Annotated in this window: 18 protein-coding genes and 1 pseudogene; all 19 read left to right on the plus strand. The window is 38.5% G+C overall.

Annotated features, from left to right (window positions below):
- The first annotated feature begins 27 nt into the window (after window positions 1–27).
- The 19 genes and pseudogenes from JW794_09915 (at window position 28) to gyrA (ending at window position 21,798) form a co-directional block, all read left to right on the plus strand.
- Window positions 28–1,257, plus strand: a pseudogene (locus JW794_09915) (hypothetical protein).
- An 83-nt stretch (window positions 1,258–1,340) separates the two neighbouring features.
- Window positions 1,341–1,667 carry a preprotein translocase subunit YajC gene (yajC, locus tag JW794_09920; protein MBN2018426.1) on the plus strand — a complete coding sequence of 109 codons (327 nt, stop codon included), beginning with the start codon at window positions 1,341–1,343 and terminating at the stop codon, window positions 1,665–1,667.
- Window positions 1,667–2,197 (plus strand): peptide deformylase, encoded by a 531-nt coding sequence (def, locus tag JW794_09925; GenBank protein MBN2018427.1) that lies wholly within the window; start codon window positions 1,667–1,669, stop codon window positions 2,195–2,197. Before yajC ends, def begins: the two co-directional genes overlap by 1 nt.
- A complete protein-coding gene (locus tag JW794_09930) occupies window positions 2,194–3,141 on the plus strand; it encodes a methionyl-tRNA formyltransferase (GenBank protein ID MBN2018428.1) in 948 nt (315 codons plus the stop codon). The genes def and JW794_09930 overlap by 4 nt, the downstream gene beginning before the upstream one ends.
- Window positions 3,116–3,907: a DUF116 domain-containing protein gene (locus JW794_09935; protein ID MBN2018429.1), complete on the plus strand. Its 792-nt coding sequence runs from the start codon at window positions 3,116–3,118 to the stop codon at window positions 3,905–3,907. Before JW794_09930 ends, JW794_09935 begins: the two co-directional genes overlap by 26 nt.
- 7 nt (window positions 3,908–3,914) lie before the next feature.
- Complete coding sequence (locus JW794_09940) at window positions 3,915–5,366, plus strand: RtcB family protein (GenBank protein MBN2018430.1); 1,452 nt, start codon at window positions 3,915–3,917, stop codon at window positions 5,364–5,366.
- A complete protein-coding gene (locus JW794_09945) occupies window positions 5,367–5,789 on the plus strand; it encodes an archease (protein MBN2018431.1) in 423 nt (140 codons plus the stop codon).
- A 57-nt stretch (window positions 5,790–5,846) separates the two neighbouring features.
- Window positions 5,847–6,524 carry a zinc metallopeptidase gene (locus JW794_09950; GenBank protein ID MBN2018432.1) on the plus strand — a complete coding sequence of 226 codons (678 nt, stop codon included), beginning with the start codon at window positions 5,847–5,849 and terminating at the stop codon, window positions 6,522–6,524.
- Window position 6,525: 1 nt separating this feature from the next.
- The gene (locus tag JW794_09955) at window positions 6,526–7,251 is read left to right on the plus strand and encodes a hypothetical protein (GenBank protein ID MBN2018433.1); all 726 of its coding nucleotides are present in this window, start codon (window positions 6,526–6,528) and stop codon (window positions 7,249–7,251) included.
- Window positions 7,252–7,263: 12 nt separating this feature from the next.
- Entirely contained in the window at window positions 7,264–8,496 is a 1,233-nt protein-coding gene (locus JW794_09960) for an MFS transporter (protein ID MBN2018434.1), read from the plus strand.
- 1,416 nt (window positions 8,497–9,912) lie between these two features.
- A complete protein-coding gene (locus JW794_09965; GenBank protein ID MBN2018435.1) occupies window positions 9,913–11,208 on the plus strand; it encodes a gliding motility-associated C-terminal domain-containing protein in 1,296 nt (431 codons plus the stop codon).
- 321 nt (window positions 11,209–11,529) lie between these two features.
- Entirely contained in the window at window positions 11,530–13,584 is a 2,055-nt protein-coding gene (locus tag JW794_09970; protein MBN2018436.1) for an elongation factor G, read from the plus strand.
- Window positions 13,585–13,610: 26 nt separating this feature from the next.
- Window positions 13,611–14,360, plus strand: coding sequence for a YebC/PmpR family DNA-binding transcriptional regulator (locus tag JW794_09975; GenBank protein MBN2018437.1), 750 nt, complete (start codon window positions 13,611–13,613; stop codon window positions 14,358–14,360).
- Window positions 14,353–14,841, plus strand: coding sequence for a crossover junction endodeoxyribonuclease RuvC (ruvC, locus tag JW794_09980; GenBank protein ID MBN2018438.1), 489 nt, complete (start codon window positions 14,353–14,355; stop codon window positions 14,839–14,841). Before JW794_09975 ends, ruvC begins: the two co-directional genes overlap by 8 nt.
- The gene (gene ruvA, locus JW794_09985) at window positions 14,834–15,436 is read left to right on the plus strand and encodes a Holliday junction branch migration protein RuvA (GenBank protein ID MBN2018439.1); all 603 of its coding nucleotides are present in this window, start codon (window positions 14,834–14,836) and stop codon (window positions 15,434–15,436) included. Before ruvC ends, ruvA begins: the two co-directional genes overlap by 8 nt.
- Window positions 15,433–16,737: a 16S rRNA (cytosine(967)-C(5))-methyltransferase RsmB gene (rsmB, locus tag JW794_09990; GenBank protein MBN2018440.1), complete on the plus strand. Its 1,305-nt coding sequence runs from the start codon at window positions 15,433–15,435 to the stop codon at window positions 16,735–16,737. The genes ruvA and rsmB overlap by 4 nt, the downstream gene beginning before the upstream one ends.
- Entirely contained in the window at window positions 16,734–17,321 is a 588-nt protein-coding gene (locus tag JW794_09995; protein MBN2018441.1) for a PASTA domain-containing protein, read from the plus strand. Before rsmB ends, JW794_09995 begins: the two co-directional genes overlap by 4 nt.
- An 11-nt stretch (window positions 17,322–17,332) precedes the next feature.
- Window positions 17,333–19,225, plus strand: a complete 1,893-nt coding sequence (gene gyrB / locus JW794_10000; GenBank protein ID MBN2018442.1) for a DNA topoisomerase (ATP-hydrolyzing) subunit B — start codon at window positions 17,333–17,335, stop codon at window positions 19,223–19,225.
- An 11-nt stretch (window positions 19,226–19,236) separates the two neighbouring features.
- Window positions 19,237–21,798, plus strand: a complete 2,562-nt coding sequence (gene gyrA, locus JW794_10005; GenBank protein ID MBN2018443.1) for a DNA gyrase subunit A — start codon at window positions 19,237–19,239, stop codon at window positions 21,796–21,798.

Raw genomic sequence — 21,798 nt, forward strand, 5'->3', positions numbered from 1 at the left:
CGGCATGTATTATCACTTTGATTATGGGGTTTCTATGAAAATAGCCAACTTCTTGAAAGCGGGGTTGAAGTAGGGGATTGGCTCATAGAATACAACGGCGAATTGGTTGAAAGTAAGGAACAGCTAACTGAACTGAAATTACGTTATCAGAGCATAACGAATATTATTATAAAAATAAAAAGAAATGCAGACATCGAATATTTTCAGATTTGGCCCGGTGAGCTTGGTGTGTATCTCGCAGAAGTTGAGAAAAATCCAGAAATAAAAAAAGATGCTGTCCGAATTGACGGCATCAAACGTCTTGAAAAGAAAACAGGGCTCGAAAATACTTTTTTTTCATCATTACGAGAGATCTTTCATTATTTTGAAATCGATATCGATTACCATATACTTCTCTGTCTTTCAGGATATCCTTACCGTATTCAATTCCGTGATGATTTTTCACCTGACATTTTTGATCCAACCGAAGGGTATGACTGTGCATCCTTTCTTTTTAATAACCTAAAATTGAAATGGGAGATTCATAAAAACAAAACTCCAGCTTCATTAAAGAAGATAATATTTAAAAGCATTGATAAGGGACTTCCCATCCTTGCACAAAACCTTTACAGCAGAGAGGAATGGAGCATCATTACTGGGTATCAGGATGGGGGAGATCAGCTTTTCTGCAGAAGTTTCAGTGATAAAACACTAGATTATTCAATTGCACCAAACTTCCCATCTTCTGTGATCATTTTCAAGGGAACACCGGAACTTCCCGGTAATTCGGGTAATATCGAGGATTTGCAAGAACAGATCATTTCAGCCCTGCATGTTGCAGAAGAACTTTTGAACGCAGATGAAGCAAATGGATATTATCTTGGGAATATGGCTCTGCAAAAATGGCAGGACATGCTTGCAAAACAAGAATATTTTGAGAGTCTATCTGGGGAAGAATATGACAGAGTTTGTAAAATAAACTGCCAGCTTTTTGACCGATATAGCTATAATTGCCAGCTTGCATCTGATCTGTTTTCTGAAATCATACCGTATTTCGAGGAATCAAAAGAGCACCTGAAACGACTCAATAAATTTTATAAAGCTGAGTCAAAAGTATTGGGAGACTGTCAGAAATTTATCCCTAAAAACTCCGAAGAGAATCTTAAGAATTACTGGAATAAAAAATCTCGAAGCAGTGAGATTATTGCCCTCATAAAAATTCAAAAAAAGAACCGGGAGATCATGTCCATAATGGAGAAACTCCCTCTTTTTAAATAATCTCAATATAGTTTGACAGCCCAAACACCCTCTCACGAATTTAACTCATAATAAATCATAAAATCATAATTAAAGGAGAACATATGTTCACATCTTTATTATATGCACAGGAAGCTGCTGGTGATGCAACTCAACAAACAGCACAAGGTGGCGGCATCATGGGATTCTTACCCATTATTATCATGTTCGTCATTCTCTACTTCCTGCTTATCAGACCGCAACAGAAAAAGCAAAAAGAAGTTGTTAAGATGCGTGATGAACTTCAGAAGAATGAGAAAGTTATCACTAACGGCGGAATCATTGGAACGATATACAGTATCAAAGGTGATGTCGTTGTGCTTAAAGTTGATGACAACGTAAAGATCGAAGTAACGAAAAACGCAATTGCAACAAAAGTCACAAATCAGTAATGATACAAAAAATACGTTTGTTCGGGGATGAGGTTCTGCGTAAAGTTGCGGAACCTCTCTCTCCTGATGATCCAAAAGCCCAGCAGGTTGTACAAGATCTGATAGATACGCTGAATGTAAACGAGGAGTTCGCACTTGCAGCTCCGCAAGTTGGACATTCGTTCAGGATCTTTGTTATCAATCCAATCTGGATCGAGGATGAACAAAAACGTAAACCAATGATATTCATCAATCCTGAATTCGTGGAATTTTCAGGAGAACAATTCATGCCAGAAGGATGCCTCAGTATTCCTGAAATCTTTGAGAAGGTCAAACGTGCACAGCATATTGTTCTAAGAGCTCAAGACCTTTCAGGGAAATGGAGTACCTATAAAGGTCAGGATCTCTTTGCACGCGCAGCACAGCACGAGAATGATCATCTTGATGGTGTACTCTTTATCGATAAAATTTCTCCAATACGGAGGAAACTCCTCTATGGCAAACTCAAGAAATTAGCTTCAACAACAAAAAACGGGGTCAATGTTGGGTGAGACAGATTGAAAAAATTGTCTTTATGGGAACGCCGGAATTTGCCGTTCCTGCACTCATTCAACTTATTGCAACTAACAGAAAACCACACTTAGTCATAACACAACCGGACAGGAAAAAGGGAAGAGGTCAAAAGGTAACCTTCACACCAGTTAAAAAAATAGCGCTTGAGAATAACATCGAAGTGTTCCAACCGGATTCAGTAAATATTTCCTCATCCCTTGAAAAGATCAAAACTCTTAATCCTGATCTAATTGTTACAACAGCTTATGGTAAGATATTAAGGGGAAGGATATTGAGTATACCACAATATGGATGTATTAACCTTCATCCGTCACTTTTGCCGAGATATCGAGGTCCGTCTCCAATCAATTGGTCGCTCTTCAATGGAGATCAGGTTACCGGCTCAACAGTCTTTTATATGAACAACCATATGGATGCCGGTGAAATTATTCTTCAAAGCAGAATTGCTATTCAATACAATGACACCTATACCTCCCTTTCAGAAAAATTGAGTGAAAAGGGCGCAAAAGACCTCATAGAAGCGATTTCTCTTATTGAGCAGGGAAATGATTCGCCTGCCCCTCAAAACGATCGCAATGCAACCTATTCTCGACTTATTACACGAGAAATGTGCAAAATAAAATGGCATAACACTGCTGATCAAATCAACAACCAGATTCGCGGACTTGCTGAAAGACCCGGTGCTTTTAGTTATCTCAAGGGTAAAGAGATCAAAATTCTACATGCTGTGCCGACTATCCAGGAACATTCCTCAGTAGGAAAGGTAGTTGGTATAGAAAAATTCGAAGGATTTTACGTCTCAACAGGTTATAGACTCCTCCTGGTGAAAGAAGTAAAACCGCAAGGCAAGAAAGTAATGACCGCATATAACTATTCACTCGGTGCGAACATTATCGATGAAACATTCACAGACACTCCCTAAACCAGTCGGCAAATCGCTGTTTCTCTGGCTCTCAACCATCAGTCTCATACTCCTCATGGTCGCTGTCACAGCATTGTGGTATTTTATTTCTCCACGGCTTCACGAGTTCAACGAAGCATTTCCGTTCATTTTACTCAGCGGCTTACGCATATTCTTCTTGCTACTCGTTATCGGTTCGATACTTGTAATACTGACAGCAATTTTTGAGAGAAATTTCATCATTGCCAAATTTGCAGTACATATGTTTGTACGGGTCATGTATCCGGTTTGTGTTTTTTTTGGTTCACTCATCGGTATATCTGAAGAGCGGATAGGGGAATCCTTTGTTCGAGTGAACGATACATTCATTCTATCTTTGAGAAAGAAGTTCAATCCACAGGATACGCTTGTTCTTTTACCACATTGCCTGCAGGACACTTCTTGTTTAGTACGGATCACTATCGATCCATCAAACTGTAAAAGATGCATGAAATGCGATATCGGTAAAGTGCTTGAGCTTTGTGATGAGTTTGGCGTTACTGTTGCCATTGCAACCGGTGGAACTCTCGCTCGCAGGATCATCATCGATAACAAACCGAGGGTGATCATTGCAGTGGCATGTTACAGAGACCTTGTTTCTGGCATTCGAGACGCATATCCGATCATGACACTTGGAGTACTGAATCTTCGCCCGAATGGACCATGTATAAATACGCATGTAAGCCTGGAAAAACTCGAAAAGGCACTAACCTCAGTAGTGAACAAACCAATCATAAAAGAAGCATAATAAGATCATGCAATTCAATAATAATCAAGTAAACAAAATTTCAGATGCGATCTGGGAAATACCCCAAACTGGAGATATGAAGGTTCCTGCACGGTTCTATGCAACTGAAAAGATGCTTTCTCAGATTTTCACGGATAATGCTCTTTCTCAACTCATTAATGTTGCACATCTTCCTGGAATTCAGAAATATGCTATGGCAATGCCGGATATCCACTATGGTTATGGTTTTCCTATCGGCGGTGTGGCAGCATTTGATTTAGACGACGGTGTTATTTCACCTGGTGGTGTCGGTTATGATATAAACTGCGGAGTAAGATTCTGCAGAACCAATCTTACCTATCAGGAGGTCAAAGATCTCATTCCAAAAATTGTTGAAGGATTTTATCGATATGTACCAAGTGGAGTCGGATCCAGCGGTGCAATTAAAAAACTCAATCTTAACGAGGAAACAGAGGTCATGCACAAAGGTGCAAAATGGGCAATTGAGCAGGGATACGGAAGCGATTCTGACCTCGAACATATCGAGAATTATGGATGTATGGAACAGGCAAACCCTGATACAATAAGTGATAGAGCTCATCAACGGGGTCTCGACCAGGTCGGTACTTTAGGATCGGGAAATCATTTTCTTGAGGTTGGCATCATCGATAAAATATATGACCAGCAACTTGCAGAAACATTGCAATTGAGAGTGGATCAGGTTATCATTATGGTTCATAGCGGATCACGCGGTTTTGGTTACCAGGTGTGTGATGATTTTCTTCATAAAATGGTCAGAGATATGTCTTCTCTACCCTATACAATTCCCGATAGACAGCTAGCATGTGCACCTTTCAATTCAAAACTTGGTCAAGAATATTATCAGGCAATGTGCTGTGCTGCCAACTATGCATGGGCAAATCGCCAGGTTCTCATGAGTCTGGCAAAGAAAGCGCTTGTCAAAACACTCTCGATCTCTGAATCCTCACTTGGTTATGAACTCATTTATGATGTATGCCATAACATCGCTAAGATAGAAACTCACAATGTTAACGGAACAGACAAGAAGTTATGTGTACACAGAAAAGGAGCAACCCGCGCATTCGGTCCTGGAAGAAAGGAGCTATCAGAAGAATATCGAGAGATAGGGCAACCGGTCATCATACCGGGTGATATGGGTACTCACTCTTACCTTTTAATAGGAACCGACAAAGCAATGAGCGAGTGTTTTGGTTCATGCTGCCATGGTGCAGGCAGAGTTATGAGCCGCAGTAAAGCAAAAAGAACATATTCCTTTAATCAGATAAAAGATGAGCTGCAAAAGCAGGGAATCGTAGTCTATTCTGTTCAAAAAAATACACTGATCGAAGAATCTTCTCATACATACAAAAACGTTTCGGATGTCGTCGAAGCAGTTGAGTTAGCAGGACTCGCAAAACAAATTGTCCGAACGAAACCTCTTGGTGTTCTCAAAGGATAAATGAAATACACGATCATTGACCATACTGCTGATTTTGCAGTCGAATTTTATGGTAAAACCATTCCTGAATTGTTTGAGAATAGTGCAGTTTCACTCTCAGAAATAATATTTGAAAAACCTGTTATAAACCAACAGATAGGAGCACTCGACCTTTCCTTTTCAACAGATAGCATTGAGATAAACTATATCGATTTCCTGAGAGAAATTCTCTATCATATCAATCAGAATTATTTTCATTTTTATGAATGCCATGCCCAGCTTATTTCGGATACAGCTCTTACAATCAAGTGTTCCTATGTTCAGATGACAAAGAATGATATCATACATGAGATTAAGGCGGTGACATATCATGAATGCGGTATCAAAGATAAGATCAAAAATAAACAAAAAATCTATTATGCCAAAGTTACATTTGATATCTGATCGGTGTTGACATTATAATAAATTGAGATATTTTTTCTAAAAAATTAGAGGTCTACCATGTTTTATGATCCAACCTTTTTACTGCTGATACCTGTTTTAATTCTTGCGTTCTATGCACAAAGCAAGGTCAAGGGGAATTATGTAAAATATAGTAAAATAAAAAATGCATCAGGAATAACCGGAGCAGAAGTTGCTCGAAATATTCTGCTATCGAACGGTATCAATAATGTGAAAATTCAAGAAATCGATGGCACTTTGACAGACAATTACAACTCAAAAAAGAAGGAATTGAATCTCTCGCATGATGTATATCATGGAGATTCGATCTCTGCGATCAGTATTGCAGCTCATGAAGCAGGTCATGCTATCCAACATGCAGAAAATTATGCACCACTCGGTATCAGGACAGGCATTTTTCCTGTCGCTCGTTTTGGTTCTATGCTTGCCTTCCCGATGTTTATAATTGGACTTCTCATGCGTACGCCATTGCTGATGGATATTGGCATTATATTGTTTGCAGGTGCTCTCGTTTTTCACGTAGTAACACTTCCTGTAGAATTCAATGCATCCAAACGTGCACTTGTTCATCTCCAGAAAAATTATGTGGCAAATTCTGCTGAAATGACCGGTGCAAAAAAGGTTCTCAATGCAGCAGCACTCACCTATGTAGCATCCACACTGATGGCGCTCATGCAGTTTCTGAGACTGCTTGTTCTTCGTGGTTCGCGTGATTAATATGAGGAAATTTGTTTTTGTTTATTTCGTCAGTTTTTTTATTCTCATTACTGCTTTTATATCTGCAGAAGAACTTGTGCTGATTTGTCATAATTACTCTCCACAAAATTCAATTTATAATAATATTTCTGAATTATCCGATTCTCTCACAGAGAATTACATGAACATTTTTGAGATATCTCCCTTTCCATTCAAAGAACAAAATAATAACCAGATATGTTTTTTAAATCCTTCGATATTTTCAGATAATTCGTTCAACTTTACACAGAAAATCCTTTCAACAAATGTACAATGTTCAGATTCTTCTTTATTTGATTTAATACCATACAAGCCAGTAATGCTTGATACACATTCAGTTGTTTTTCTCAGCATAACAACTCCCGATTTTCCAATACTCTATCAGAACTACTCTGAGGATTTCGATGTTGAGATAGATCTCTTCAATAAAATGAAAGAGATTTGCAATATGTGTGAAAAATTCGGTATCGATTATATTATTGCGATTAACTATCTTGGTGATTTTCTCAGCAATGAGTTATTGCAAAAAGTCTCGCAACTCGATCTTGTGATCGATTATTTTTCACTTGATAATACCCATCATTATATGAAGGAGATCACACATCCGCGATTGATAAATTGGAGCAGAAAAAAGGAACAATTTCTTCTTGTTGAAATTGAATTATTGGATGACAAACTGAAAATACAGGATATCACACATATAGAATAGCTTACTTTCTCAATGATAAAAAGTTATATAAGCAATATCAAGCTATTCTCGCGTAATGCAAAGCTTTTTTTGGTCGGGAATTTTTGCCTGAGTATCGGGATAAACATTTTCTGGCTTTTATACAATCTTTATTTGAAGGAATTGGGTTTCCAGGAAGGATTTATCGGGAATGTACTCTCTCTACGATCTGTCGGCTCAGTGCTCATTGCACTTCCTGCAGCAGCACTTATTAATAGAGTTCATATTCGTTATGTGGTGATCGGCGGCGCACTTTTTTCTGCAGTGGGATTTTTTCTCCAATCGATCATCACAACAAAATCAGGTTTGATCCTGGCAGGATTTTATACAGGGATGACTACAACATTCTACATGGTTGCATCAGCGCCGTTCTTTATGAGAAACAGCACAGAACGCGAGCGTGTCTATCTTTTCAGTATAAACTCCGCACTCGGAATGGGAGCCGGTATTTTCGGCTCAATACTTGGCGGAGTTGTAAAAACCGTTTTCTATTCATTTACTCATTCCGAAGTGATTTCGTACCGCTTTGCCCTTATTTCAGCAGTTATCATTGCATTGCTCGGTGTAATCCCATATCTGCGGCTCAGAGAAAAACCAATCCCAAAGCGGGAGCACACTGGTTGGAAATATTTCAGGCGAATGATGAAAGACACGAATTGGAATGTAATTTTCAAACTGGCTTTACCCGGTTTTATTGTGGGCATGGGCGCAGGCCTGACAATTCCCTTTATCAATCTCTATTTCCGAGATGTCTTTCATCTTAAAGCAAATATGATCGGGATAATCTTTGCAATGGGACAGGGTGCTGTGCTTCTTGGTATGCTCACAAGTCCTGTCATTGCATCCAGAATAGGAAAGGTCAGGGCAATTCTTATCACTCAGTTGATCTCGATCCCATTTATGCTGATACTCGGTTATGTTCGCTTCATACCGATAGTTATACTCGCATTTCTGATCCGTGGTGCAATGATGAACATGAGTATTCCGATCTCAAGCACCTTTTCCATGGAAAAAGTTACGGATAAGGAACATGCGATCACAAACAGCATTCTTATGCTGAGCTGGACAAGTTCCTGGGCAATAAGTGCGCTCATCGGTGGTCATATCATTGAAAAATTTGGATTTACCCTCTGTTTTGCTTTGACCAGCGGATTGTACTTGCTTTCAACAGTTTTTTACTATCTCTTTTTCAGGAAGGATATGACCGGAAAAGTAAGAATCATATAAATTCTTTAACATGTAATCTACCTTTATCATTCAGTTTACTAACACCATATTGATTCTATAACATTCTGTTGTGGGTTATTCTGAAAAAACATAATAAATTGACAGATATAATGCATTATACCCTAATCCATCCAAAGAAAAACTATGTTGGCGTATAGTAAAAGATTGAATGTTTTGGAGACGATGACCTTGTCATCGCAAATTATTTCTTAAAGGAGATGTAATATGAGTAGACTCTTTACGTGTATCCTAATAGGTATGATTTTCTTTATTTCTCTCCCCCTTTTTGCAGATGATGACTTTATTACCTACACTGAAACGTTTATCCACTTAGGACCTGAAGGTGGCGATCCCGAAATTGTCTTTCATGATTTGATTAAAACAAAGCAATTATATACAGTTAAGGGTGATGGAGAGATATTTTATTTTAATGGAGTTACATGGATAAATGAAATTGGTAAAATCAAAAACAATTGTGCATATATTTTTAAAATTTATCAAAATCCCCAAATTTATTACAAGACTCAAGTAACTCAAACTCACTCAAGCAGAAATCCAACCACTATCATCGTAGATATTAATGGCACTGGAGATTATACATCAATACAAGAAGGAATTGATAATTCAGTACAAGGAGATACTGTTTTGGTGTATCCTGGCACATATTTTGAAAATATCAATTATAATGGGAAAAATATAACTCTTGCGAGTTTGTACCTCACAACCCAGGCAGACTCATTTATACGAAAAACCGTAATCGATGGTAACCAGAATGGGAGTGTGGTAACCTTCGAAAGTGGAGAAGATACCACTGCAGTTCTTTGTGGATTTACTCTTCAAAATGGAAGTGGTACATATAATTTACATAATATTAGAGGTGGAGGAATTTTTTGTATCAACTCTAATCCTAAGTTGTTAAGTTGTAATATCCAAAATAATAATGCCGAGTTCGGTGGTGGTATTCATTGCAGATATTCAATGATACATATCTCAGGAACAACGATCCGTTATAACCATTCGATATATGACGGCGGAGGGATATATTTAAGAGATGAGTCTAATATCATTTTCGATAGTATTAACCGATCAAACATATATTTAAATTACGCAGGATGCGGTTGTGATATAGGTTCTTATGAAATAAGCGGTATAGAAGTAATAGTAGATACGTTTACCGTTATTGAACCAGATGATTACAATACATATCCTTATGAAAGCTATGATTTTGATATTTATAGTAATAAGATAGAAATGATAAATTGTGACCTATATATTAGTCCTTTGGGTAATAACACAAGTAGTGGATTTTCACCTGATGATCCATTGAAAACAATATCATATGCGATGACAAAGATAAAATCGGATAGCATAATCTGTAATACAATATATCTATCAAATGGGATATATTCACAAGCTATGAATGAGGAGATATTCCCGATAAATTGTAAAGATTATGTTTCTATTCAAGGGGAGGATAAGGATTTAACTATTCTTGATGGGAGTAATGAATGGTTTGTACTATATTCCTATGAAGACAATGATTATTCTATAAAAGATATTACATTACAAAATGGTTTTAATGGAATCGCAGGGGGAGGGATAGGTATTAATTATGCTTATAATATTTTGTTAAAAAATATAAATTTATACTGTAATACCGCTAATAAAGGAGGAGGATTATATATATTTGAATCGCAAGGTGTATTTAAGAATTTACAAGTACGAAAAAATTCATCAGATGGTGGTGGTGGAATAAAGATATCATTGAATTCAAATCCAGTATTCATTAATTGTATTATTGATAGTAATTATACTATCTCACCAGACTGGGGATTTGCAGGAGGAGTAAGTTGCACAGTTGAGTGTAACCCAGTATTTATTAACACGGCAATAACAAATAATGAATCAGATGAAACAAGTGGATTAAGTGCTTCTGGTGGTGCTGGGGATTACTGCGATCCGATTCTAATAAATTGTACTATTTGCGATAATTCAGAAAATCCATACGGAACTATTTATCAGGGAGATGGATCTCATATTAGTTTAATAAATTGCATATTAAGGAATTATTCAGATGATGAGGTTGTATTTTCAACCAATCCACCAGCAAAGAAGATCACTTTATCGTACTCAAATATTAAAGGTAGTATTGATGCTATAAACACGAATAACAATGGTAGCATTATCTGGGGAGACGGCAACATAGACGAAGACCCCTTGTTTGTTGGAGGTGATCCTTACATTTACGAGTTAACGAAATATTCCCCCTGCATCGATGCTGGTACACTGGATACGACTGGTCTCAATCTTCCCGCAACAGATTTAGCCAGTAATCCGAGAATATTCAACGGAAGAATAGATATCGGCGCATACGAATGTCAGGACACGGTAAGTATTGACCAGCCGGATACAACATTTATTAACAACCTGTATCTTTTCCAGAATATGCCTAATCCTTTCACCAACAAAACAGAAATATTATTCATTACTGCGGATTATGAAAGAGTAGAGGATTATACACTTTCCATATACAACACCAAAGGGCAGCTTGTGCACAGGTTTTATGGAAGAAAGAATGATTTTTGGGTCAAGACAAAGATCTTGTGGGACGGAACAGACGAGTATGGAAAACAGGTTGCGCCCGGTACGTATCTGTATAAATTAGAGTATAGTGGGAATGCTATAGTAAGAAAAATGGTTCGTCTTCGTTGACGCTTCAGTCTTCACTCTGTTACGGCCAGACAAGACAAGACGGTGTAAAAGGTTCGGCTTCTCTGAAGCTTCTCAATGAAAGATAAAAATATGGAGTAAAACAACCACGTTGTTTTATGCAAAATCACGGATTTTTCACTCAATAATCTATCAAAATAAATCCGCATTATCATCCTTCAAAAAACTCGCTTTTTTTACATCCGAAATTTTTCATAACTTCCTTTAAACTTAATAGTTAAATATACTTCTAAAAAGTTTGACACCATTTCCGGAACCCCGATATTTTAGTTATAAATAATATGTCTTTTCAGGAGGATCTGAATGAAGAAATACTCAATGGATAGTATTCGAAATTATGCTCTTGTCGGTGCCAGTGGATCAGGTAAAACTTCCATTGCTGAAGCGATGTTTTTCAACGCAGGAGTGATAAATCGACTTGGACGTGTTGATGACGGAAATACACTTATGGATTATGATCCTGATGAAGTTTCCAAAAAAATGTCTATCAACCTTGCATTAGGCAACTTAGAGTGGAAAAAAAACAAACATAATATACTCGACACACCGGGATATAGCGACTTTAAAGGTGATATGATCACAGCTTTTCGTGCGGTTGACACTACTCTTATTACGATCAGTGCTGTTGCAGGAATAGAAGTGATGACCGATCAGGCAATGAAATATGCAGATGAAGTTAAAAACAGTAAAGCAATTATAATAAATAAACTCGATAGGGAACATGCTAAGTTTTCAGAGATAATCGATGAGTTGAGCAGCTTTTCCGACCAGATCGTGGTACCTGTTCTCATTCCAATCGGCATTGAAGAAAGCTTCAAAGGTGTGATCAATACGATCAATAAAAAAGCATATGCCCAGGGAAAAGAGATCGAAGTCCCGGCAGACCTTGCCGACGAAGTTGAAGAATGGCATGAAAAGGTCATTGAAGCAGCTGCAGAATCCGATGATAAACTTATGGAGAAATTCTTTGAAGAAGGCGCCCTCTCTGCAGAAGAGATAAGTAATGGACTGAAAAACTCCATTATTCAAGGAACAGCAATCCCTGTTTTTGCATGCTCTGCATCAGAAAATATCGGTATCCAGGAAATTCTCAATCTCATTAATATGTTCTTCCCCTCACCCAAGGATATTACCGAGATACCCATCAAGAAGAATGATGAAGCCAAAATACTCGACCTTTCCACTTACAAGAAAAAACTCGGATATGTCGTTAAATCTGTCACAGAAGCTAACTTTGGTGAGATCGCACTCGTAAGAATGTACTCCGGCATTCTCAAAACAGGCGATGAAGTCGAACTTCCAGATAAAGGTGCAAAGGATAAGATCGGACAGGTCTATACAGTTTGTGGCAAAAAACGCGAAGAAGTAGATGAAATTTCCGAAGGTGATATTGGCGGATTGGTCAAATTGAGGAATACCAAAACATCATACACAATTACTGAAAAAGGTGAAAACATTATCGTTAAACCTCTTCAGTACCCTCAACCGGTTTATTGGAAGGCAATCCGCGCAGAAAGTCAATCCGATGAAGATAAGATCGGACCTGCTCTTACAAAAATAACTGATGAAGACCCGACACTTAAAACAGAGATCAATCTTGAAACCAATCAGAACATTCTTTCAGGTCAGGGCGAGATCCAGATCGGGCTTGTGCAGAAGCGTTTGAAAGACAAATATAATGTCGAAGCAAATCTGACCGATCCGAAAATACCTTATAAAGAAACGGTTACCGGTAAATCAGACGTGAAATACCGTCATAAAAAACAGAGTGGTGGACACGGACAGTATGGTGAAGTCTACATTAGGATATCACCAACCGATCTCGGTGCAGGTTTTGAATTCGTCGATGCAATCGTTGGTGGTGTGATTCCCAGCAAGTACATCCCTGCCGTTGAAAAAGGTCTTGTCGAAACCATGAAAGAAGGTATTCTTGCAAAATATCCTGTCGTAGATATTCGCGTAGAGCTTTATTACGGCTCCTATCATGATGTTGATTCCTCGGAAATGGCATTCAAGATTGCTGCCTCCCATGCGTTGAAAGACGGCTTTATGCAAGCAAATCCTATTCTTCTTGAGCCCATCCATAAAGTTCAAATCGTTGTTCCCACAGAATACATGGGAGACGTGATGGGTGATGTCAGCAGTAGAAGAGGTAAAATCCTCGGTATGTCACAAGAAGATAATAAACAAATTCTCAATGCTGAAATTCCTCTTTCAGAACTGTACTCATACTATACTTCTTTGAAATCGATAACTCAAGGACGCGGATACTTCACGCAGCAGTTTGCGTATTATCAAAAGCTTCCAAATGATCAAGCTCAAAAAGTTATCCAAGAAAGCAAACAAGAAGACGAATAAGAATTCAGTCATCTGACGGAGGTATCATGTCCGGACATAATAAATGGAGTTCGATAAAACATAAAAAGGCAAAGGAAGATGCCAAACGCGGAAAAATTTTCACGAAGATCATACGTGAGATCATCATTGCCGCACGAGACGGTGGGGGAGATCCCGAATTGAATCCAGCTCTTAGAAATGCTGTTCTCAAGGCAAATTCCGAAAATATGCCGAAAGACAATATCGAGCGCGCAATTAAAAAGGGAACCGGCGAGCTTGAAGGCGTCAATTACGAAACTGTTATGTATGAGGGATATGCGCCGGGTGGCGTTGCAATGATCATACAAGCAGTGACGGATAACAAACAGCGAACCGTTGCCGAGATCAGGCATATACTCACCAAACATAATGGAAGTCTGGCAGAAAAAGGCTCTGTGTCGTGGAATTTTACGCAAGCTGGAACCATTCTTATTCCCAAAAATGATCAAGATGAAGATGAGCTCATGATGATCGCACTCGATGCAGGTGCTGATGATTTTTCCGAAGAAGATGAATTCTTTATTGTAACAACGAATGCAAAAGAACTCTTTAACGTTGTTCGCGGATTGGAAGAACAGAGCATTACAATCGAGAAAGCCGATCTTGAATATGTACCCCTGAATACTGTTCCAGCAAACGACAGCGCAGCACAGGTCATAAAGATAATTGAAGCACTCGAAGAACTCGACGATGTGCAAAACGTGTATGCAAACTTCCAGATCGATGACGAGATATTAGAACAAGTTGCAGGTGAGTAAGCAAGAGATAATTGTTGGTATCGATCCCGGCTCAAAAGCAACGGGATATGCTTTCCTGTCTGTTGAAAATAAAAAGATCAAACCTCTTTCCTATGGGGTAATAAAGAATAATCCGAAAATGACCTTAGCAAAACGAATCGCAATCCTTTATGATGAACTTAATAACCTCATTGAGTATTATAAACCGACCATTGCAAGCATTGAAAAAATCTTCTATGCAAAGAATGTACGTTCGTTGGTTTCTCTCGGAGAAGCTCGAGGAGTACTTCTACTCGCCCTGGAACAAGCTCAGATCCCCATCTATGAATATTCTGCTCGTGAAGTAAAAAAAGCAGTTGTCGGTAACGGAAATGCTTCAAAGCAGCAGGTTCAATATATGGTAAAAAATATTATTAAGATCAAGGAAGAAAATCTTCAGTTCGACGTCACTGATGCATGTGCAATCGCACTCTGTCATATAAATAAATTGCAATATGTATGATTATATAGTAGGAAGAATCGCAGAAAAAAAGACCACATATACGGTCTTAGAAACAAACGGTATCGGATATTATATCAATATCCCAATCAGCACGTATGATAAACTAGGTGAAATAAATTCAGACGGTAAACTCTTTATTCGATTCCATGTTCGGGAAAATGAACAACGTCTTTTCGGATTTGCAACAAAAGAAGAAAGAATTGTGTTCGACTCCCTCCTCAAAGTTGCTGGAATTGGTCCCAAGATAGCGCTATCAATACTATCGGGGATATCAATTAAGGATTTATTTGATGTTGTTGCTCGACAGGACGTTAAGCTGCTTTCAACAGTTCCGGGTATTGGAAAAAAGAGTTCAGAACGCATTATAGTCGAGTTGAAAGATAGTTTCGATGACCTTTTTGCAGATAAATTCATCGAATATACTGCATCAACAGAAGAACAGGATTTTGTGAGTGATGCAGAAACTGCTTTGATTTCCCTTGGATATTCAAAACCATCGGTTATAAAAATGATACAGAAATACATGCGAGATAACAAGCCTGCTTCTGCGGAAGAGATCGTGAAAGCAGTCATTAGACAATTTTATTCAAAATGAACCCGAGATTTGCAGCATATCATACATTGAATGAGATACTTCTTGAAAGTAAGACAACTGATAATTCACTGTATCGCTATGCTTCGAACTTTTCTTCAAAACAAGATCTCGATTTCTATTATACACTCGTAAAAGGAAGCATAAAGCAGAAAATACACCTTGAATTTATTCTCAAGCACTACCTGGATATTCAAAAAACCGATCCAAAGGTCATGAATCTCTTGATATTAGCGCTATTTCAAATAACTTCCCTTGATTCTGTTCCACCGTATGCAGCAGTCAATGAGACGATAAAAATCAGTCATAAAGTATGTAACAAGAGAATAAGTAATTTTATTAATGCTGTTTTAAGATCATATCTTAGGCAGGATAAAAAGATTCATTATCCCCATGATGATGTAGACTTTATATCTGTCAAATACTCGTTTCCCCCTTATCTCATCAAAAAGTGGCTCTCGATATTCAGCAAGAAACAAACAATCTCTCTTTGTGAATATTTCAATAACATACCTGCACTTGCACTTCGTGTAGAAACTGATAAAATATCTATAGATAAATTTTGTAACTATCTAAAAAATAATAAGTTAGCATATCGGAAAAGCAAATATTTCAATGATGCTCTTATCATAGAATCATCCTTTAATGTTGCTGATGATGAGTATTTCAAAAAAGGTTTGTATTACATCCAAAATGAAAGTACACTGCTGCCTGTTTTGCTGCTTGATCCTCAAAAAGGTGAGCATATTCTCGACATGTGTGCAGCTCCTGGCGGAAAATCCTTCTATATTGCTTCATTGACAGAAGATAAGGCACACATAACTGCTGTTGATAATGATAATGGACGAATAGGGCAATTTAAAGAAAATGCAAAACGAATGAACCATCCCTCCATTGATATTGTAATGAAAGATGTCCTATATTTGAAATCAAATAAACTCTTTGAAAAAATCTTTATCGATGCTCCGTGTACAGGATGGGGAATCATGCAAAGAAAATCTGATATTCGACTGCAGTCCGAAAATCGGCTTCTCAGCTTACTTCCACTCCAACAAAAATTCCTTGAAAAAGCTGATACTCTTTTAAAGAAAGATGGTGTTCTTGTCTACTCGACGTGCACGATCAACCCGGAAGAAAATGAAAAACAGATTGAAACATTTCTGAAAAATCATCCAAATTATTCTTTTGAAAAACCTGATAAATATATTGAGAAAGTTTTTGTAACTGGCAATTATATTAAGACTTATCCTTTTAAACATAAAATGGATGGAAGCTTTGCTTCCGCATTAAGGAAAGCAGCATGAAAACATTGAAGACTATTGGCTTTGTAATATTGAGTTTTGTCATAATCTTCCTTCTTGGATTTGCTATTGCACGTACTGTGCTGTATTTTTATACCCTGCATAGAAATGAAGTTGAGGTTCCTGATCTCACCGAACGAGATTATAAAAAAGCAAAGCACGATCTTTATAAATTGGGCTTATACATTGATAAAATCGGCGAACGTAACAGCCAGGAAATACTGGATGGAAGTATTATTTCACAGGAACCGCTGGCAAAAACGATCGTGAAAAAAGGATATACGATCGATGTGATCGTGAGTAAAGGTCCGGAACTAATCAAGATACCGACACTTGATAATCTGACACTGGATGAAGCTCGTATCCGACTGATAAATAGTGGTTTGGAAGTGGGGAATATAAATTATTCTTATTCGAACGAAATTCAAAAAGGTAAAGTGATATATAGTCAACCTGTGTATGGAATGGATGTTCCAAGAAATTCAAAAATCGATCTGGTCATGAGTTTAGGGAAAATTCCTTCTTCAATCAACTCGAGGAAAGATCTGTATGAATCTCTGTTGGAAGATCTCAATGAAAATCAGTAATTCGAGGTAATATGGTAGCAAAATACGATGCAACACGAATCAAAGTAATGAAAGGGCTGGAAGCAGTCCGAAAACGACCCGCTATGTATATTGGCGGGACCAGTGAACGGGGTCTGCACCACCTGGTCTATGAAGTGGTGGATAACAGTATCGACGAAGCAATGGGAGGATACTGTACCCGTATCGATGTGATCATTAACACAGACGGATCTGCAACGATCATCGATAATGGTCGCGGTATTCCCGTTGATAAGCACAAAGAACAAAAAGTTCCCGCAATACAGGTCGTGATGACCATGCTTCATGCTGGCGGAAAATTTGATGATAAATCTTATAAAGTATCCGGTGGATTGCATGGAGTGGGTGTTTCTGTTGTGAATGCTCTCTCCAAATGGCTTGAAGTTAAAGTCTATAAGAATAATAAGATATATCGGCAATATTACGAGCGCGGAGAGGTAAAATCTGATCTTGAAATTGTTGGTTCAACAAAAAAAACAGGTACTGAAATCACGTTCATGCCTGATGATGAAATCTTCGATGATACTAACTTCAGCTTTGATTACCTGTCTGTAAGACTCAGAGAGCTGGCATTCCTCAACAAAGGTGTACGCATCATACTCGATGACAAGCGTAATGAAGAAAAGCATGATTTCAAATATGATGGTGGGATTGTCTCTTTTGTGAAATATCTAAATGAAAACAAAAGAGTCATTTTCAACAGACCAATCTACATCTCAGGTGAAAGAGATCATACAGAGTTTGAGGTTGCTATTCAATATAATGACGGCTATCAGGAATCCATCTTAAGTTTTGCAAACAACATCAACACTATCGAAGGTGGCACACATCTCAGTGGATTTAAATCAGCTCTGACACGTGCTGTAAACACCTACATTAAAAATTCAAACCTTTCAAAAAATGATAAAAGTTCCCCAATGGGAAGTGATATCCGAGAAGGTATAACCGCTGTTGTAAGCGTTAAACTTAAAGATCCACAGTTCGAAGGTCAAACAAAAACCAAACTTCAGAATTTCGATATTGAAGGAATTGTCAATTCAGTTGTATATGAAAAACTGATGGAGTATTTCGAGGAACATCCAACCGAAGCAAAATCGATCTCCAATAAGGCAATTTTAGGTGCACGGTCTCGAGAAGCAGCACGGAAAGCCCGTGAACTGACCAGAAGAAAATCCGTCCTTGAAAGCGGCAGTCTGCCGGGTAAACTTGCAGATTGTTCCATCGAAGATCCCACTCAAACTGAAATATTCCTTGTGGAGGGTGATTCTGCTGGTGGTTCTGCTAAAATGGGAAGAGATAGAACGTTCCAGGCGATCCTTCCGCTCTGGGGTAAAATGCTGAATACAGAAAAAGCGCGTATCGATAAAGTTCTTAATAATGAAAAGATTCAGCCCATCATTCTTGCTCTTGGTGCAGGAATCGGTGATGAGTTCGATAAAACGAAACTTCGCTATCATAAGATCATTATCATGGCTGACGCAGATGTTGATGGACAGCATATTGCAACCCTTCTTCTGACCTTTTTCTTCAGATATATGCGTCAACTTGTCGAGGATGGTCATATTTATATTGCGCGACCACCGCTCTATCTGATCAAGAAAGGGAGAATGTCACGATACGTATATTCTGACGATCAAAGAGATGATATTCTGAAAGAACTTGGATCAACGGGTGTGAGTATCCAGCGTTATAAAGGTCTTGGTGAAATGAATGCGGATCAGCTATGGGAAACCACGTTAGATCCTGAAAAAAGAATTCTTACTGCAGTCCGCATGGATGATGCGATCGAAGCTGATCGTATCTTCACGATCCTCATGGGAGGTGACGTCGAACCAAGAAGGGAATTTATTGAGAAAAATGCAAAATACGTTGAAGTAGATGTGTAACCGGAGGATAGATGATTCACGATAGATCAAGAATTGAACAAATTGAAATAGATGATGTGCTGAAAAAAGCATACCTTGAATACTCGATGAGTGTTATAGTATCTCGTGCGCTACCTGATGTTAGGGACGGTCTTAAACCCTCTCAGCGCAGGATCTTATTCGCAATGCATGAACTGAAACTCGAACCAGGAAAAGGATTCCGAAAATGTGCGAAAATTGCAGGTGATACTTCTGGAAACTATCATCCCCACGGTGAGCAAGTCATTTATCCAACGCTTGTGCGAATGGCACAGGATTGGAGCTTGAGATACCTTCTCGTTCATGGACAGGGAAATTTCGGTTCTCAGGATGGTGATCCACCAGCAGCAATGCGATATACTGAAGCTCGTTTGCATCATGCTGCAGTCGATCTTATGGCTGATCTGGATAAAGATACTGTGGATTTCCAGCCAAACTATGACGATACTCGAAAAGAGCCCAAAGTATTCCCATCCAAATTTCCTAATTTGATTGTTAATGGCTCATCAGGTATTGCAGTTGGGATGGCAACAAATATGGCACCCCATAACATTTCCGAAACCTGTGATGCATTATGCACATTGATCGACAATCCAGACCTTGAACCAACCGAACTACTTAAATTTATTAAAGGTCCTGATTTCCCTACAGGTGGTTATATCATTGGAAAGCAAGGTATCAGAGATTATTTCCAGACCGGCTATGGGAAAGTTATCATTCGCGGTAAAGCATCGATCGAGACAAAAAATAACGGGCAGGAAGCAATTGTCATAACCGAGCTTCCGTATCAACTCAATAAAACCCTGTTGATCGATAAGATCGTCTCTCTCGTAAAAGATAAAAGGATTGAAGGTATTAGCGATATCCGTGATGAATCGGGCAGGCAGGGAATGAGATTAGTCGTTACTATAAAAAGAAACTCTGATGCAGATTCGGTTTTAAAGAAACTCTATAAATATTCTCAACTTCAGGTGAGTTATGTTGTTAATAATCGTGCGCTTGTTGGTGGTGTTCCGCAAGTACTCAATATGAGGGATCTTCTTCAAAATTATATCGATTTCAGGCATGAAGTCGTGGTTCGCAGAACCCAGTATGAACTTGATAATGCTGAAAAAAGACTTCATATTCTTGAGGGTCTTCGCATTGCTCTTGAGAATATCGACGAGATCATCGCGATCATTAAAAAATCTGAAAGCACTGCAGATGCTAATGAGAATCTTCAGAAAAAATTCGGTTTTACTGAAATACAGGCAAAAGCAATTCTCGAGATGAGATTGCAGAAATTAACCGGACTTGAAAGAGAGAAAATCGAACTTGAATATCGAGAACTTGTAAAAACAGTCGAGGAACTGAAGAGTATTCTCGAAATTCGAGGAAAACGTATGCAGATCATCAAAGACGAAGTCATTGAGATGAGAGAAAAATATAATGATGACCGAAAAACAACGATCCTCGATGGTTCAGCTGATATAGAAACTGAAGATATGATCGCAGATGAAGAAATGGTCGTCACGATTTCTCATGAAGGATACATCAAGCGTTTACCGATAAGAACCTATAGGAAACAACATAGGGGCGGTAAAGGTCTATCTGGCTCAAATCTTAAAGAAGAAGATTTCATCGAAAATGTGTTCGTGGCTTCAACACATGCTTTTATTCTCTTCTTTACAAATTTCGGGCAATGCCACTGGCTCAAAGTGCATAGAATTCCAAAAGTCGGCAGATTAGCACGAGGAAAAGCAATCGTAAATCTCCTCCAGCTTGAAAGAGATGAAAAGATAGAAGCGTATGTCACAGTGCGCGATTTTGAACTTCCTCATTTCGTGACAATCGTTACAAAGAACGGTATTATCAAAAAGACAGAGCTGGCAGCTTACTCCCATCCGCGCGTCGGTGGCATCATAGCAATCAAACTCATCGAAGGTGACGAATTGATCGATGCGCAGATAACAGAAGGTGTAAATGATGTGATCCTTGCAACAAAACATGGATTCGGCAACCGTTTCCATGAAACTGATGTGAAAGCACAGGGAAGAAATTCCCAAGGTGTTATCGGAATCAGATTGCGAGGAGATGACCAGGTCGTTTCTATGGTAATTGTTAAACGTGATGGTACACTTCTTTCAATAAGCGAGAACGGCTACGGGAAACGCACTCCTATAGCAGATTACCGTGTTACAAAACGGGGCAGCATGGGTGTCATTACCATGAAAACTACCCAACGTAACGGCAGTCTTGTGAGTGTAAAAGAAGTTGTTGATGATGACGATCTTATCATTATTACAAGTTCCGGAAAAGTTATTCGTCAACACGTTGGAAGCATCTCCGTTATTAGCAGAAATACTCAGGGAATGCGCCTTATCACGTTGAATGAGGGCGATAAAGTTACCGATGTTGCACGCGTTGCTCACGAAGAAGAGGATATCCCAGAAGATGAACTGGAAAATGGTGATATCATAGAAAATGATGAAGAGGTGGATGAAAATGTAGAAGATGATGCAATCGATAATGGGATATCCATAGAACCTGTTGAAGAAGATTCTGACGAAGAATAG

This window comes from Candidatus Cloacimonadota bacterium, assembly GCA_016932035.1.
In the GTDB taxonomy this organism is placed as follows: Bacteria; Cloacimonadota; Cloacimonadia; order JGIOTU-2; family JGIOTU-2; genus Celaenobacter.